Origin of the sequence: Acholeplasma laidlawii (assembly GCF_015709225.1) — a bacterium.
GTDB lineage: Bacteria > Bacillota_I > Bacilli_A > Acholeplasmatales > Acholeplasmataceae > Acholeplasma > Acholeplasma laidlawii_A.
Genome location: NZ_JADNRS010000032.1, coordinates 1 through 1,628, shown reverse-complemented (window position 1 = coordinate 1,628; position 1,628 = coordinate 1). Strand labels below are relative to the sequence as shown.

Genomic DNA, 1,628 nt, shown 5'->3' with positions numbered 1-1,628 from the left:
CACGTCAGAGACAAAATAATTTGTCTCTTTTCTTTTTTGGTTTATACTATACTTATGAAACCATTTTATGAATCTAGTGATTATACAAACTTTTCTAAGATACTACTTTCAAAACATGGCATCAGTTCAATTGATAACCACAACAATCAAATAAATAACTTAAAGGTTAATCGCCCTGATAGCCGAAAACTTCAGTCAATATTCAGAACCTATTGGTTCAAACTTAAACCTTTGATTCTAGATCGACTAAGACCTGCAATTATTTCTAATGTAGAATCTATGATTAACTGTCATAACTTATACTATGGTTATCTTTTTTACGAATGTAATAAGTGTGATAAATATCACATTACAGGTATTTCCTGTCATTCCAGGTTTTGTCCATCCTGCAATAATAAGTATCGTGCAGAAAGAACCTGTGAGATGCAAAAGAAACTACTCGCCGTAAAACATCGTCACTTCGTCTTTTCAATACCTAAAGAACTCAGGAAATATTTTAGATTACATCGAACACTGCTCAATGAACTTTTTAAAGTCGTTCATGCTTCATTTAAAATGCTCATTCAAAATTCAAAGAAACGAAAGCGTGAATGATGGACTCATGGCATGATATCGGTGATGCATACTTATGGACGTGATATGAAGTGGAATCCTCATATACACGCACTGGTGGCAGAGCGTGTATATGATCAGTTCAATACGCATCATAAGTATGACTACTTTCACTTTAATCAACTCAGACGCATTTATCAGTTTAAACTATTAAATACCATGAGTTCCTATCTTAAAGCAAATGATACAAAACTATACCACGAATTCATTCCATTATCTAAGTACTTAATTAAGAAATATCCAGATGGCTTTTATACATATGGTCCTGATATTGATGATTATGCAGAGGATGGAAAAGCTATGAGTGCAAAAGCCGTGGCTGAATATATCGCTCGATATGCATCTCATCCGGCAATTGCTGAATCTAGAATTATAGATATTGATTATGACAAGCATGAAATCACATGGATTTATGATCCGCATGAAGATGATAAGAAACCTAAAGGTGAAAAGTTAGGTCGACAAACTATTACTGAGCACGTATATGATTTTATGATGAGACTTATTATTCATATACCTGATAAAGGGTTTCACTTAATCAGGTATCAAGGTTTTTATGCAAACCATTCGAATATTAAAACACAAGATTATAAACGTCTTTACCATAAATCTTATCTTTTAGCACAGAAACAAAACATCTCGTGGGAACGCATGTTAATCCAAAATTTTAAATATACGCCACTTTTATGTAAGTGTGGTGGCCAAATGATACTATCATTAGACTACAGCTTTTTACTAAGAAATAGAGGTCCTACTTATGAAAACTAATATCCCTAGCTACGGCAACGGCCTAGCACATATGAAATGTATTATCTGTGATTATGAAGTATTACAAGATTCTGTTTGGTACATCAACAATTATGATGAGGATAAAGACGGTTGGTTTAAATGTCCAATATGTGATAATGATAGTTTAAGTGTAATAGAAGATTATAACAAATTCAAAATGTTCACTAAATAGCAATTAAATCTTAGTTTAACCCTATGCAGAAGGGTTATTTTGGCTATGGAAAATC

The 1,628-nt window shown here is 32.7% G+C and carries 3 protein-coding genes; all 3 read left to right on the top strand.

The genetic code is table 11. The features are described from left to right. Positions 1-54: 54 nt before the first annotated feature. Genes IY230_RS06755 through IY230_RS03610 form a run of 3 tightly spaced genes read left to right on the top strand, consistent with a single transcriptional unit; the run spans position 55 to position 1,573 of the window. Positions 55-594 (top strand): transposase zinc-binding domain-containing protein, encoded by a 540-nt coding sequence (locus IY230_RS06755; RefSeq protein ID WP_196369965.1) that lies wholly within the window; start codon positions 55-57, stop codon positions 592-594. A gap of 12 nt (positions 595-606) precedes the next feature. Next, on the top strand, positions 607-1,380 hold the full coding sequence (locus IY230_RS03615) for a transposase (protein WP_196369964.1): 774 nt from the start codon (positions 607-609) through the stop codon (positions 1,378-1,380). Beyond that, positions 1,370-1,573: a hypothetical protein gene (locus tag IY230_RS03610; protein WP_196369963.1), complete on the top strand. Its 204-nt coding sequence runs from the start codon at positions 1,370-1,372 to the stop codon at positions 1,571-1,573. The genes IY230_RS03615 and IY230_RS03610 overlap by 11 nt, the downstream gene beginning before the upstream one ends. Positions 1,574-1,628: the final 55 nt, after the last annotated feature.

Excerpts from the sequence above, each read along its gene's own strand:
- IY230_RS03610 (WP_196369963.1), top strand. The coding sequence starts at position 1,370 with ATGAAAACTAATATCCCTAGCTACGGCAACGGCCTAGCACATATGAAA.
- IY230_RS03615 (WP_196369964.1), top strand. The coding sequence starts at position 607 with ATGATATCGGTGATGCATACTTATGGACGTGATATGAAGTGGAATCCT.
- IY230_RS06755 (WP_196369965.1), top strand. The coding sequence starts at position 55 with ATGAAACCATTTTATGAATCTAGTGATTATACAAACTTTTCTAAGATA.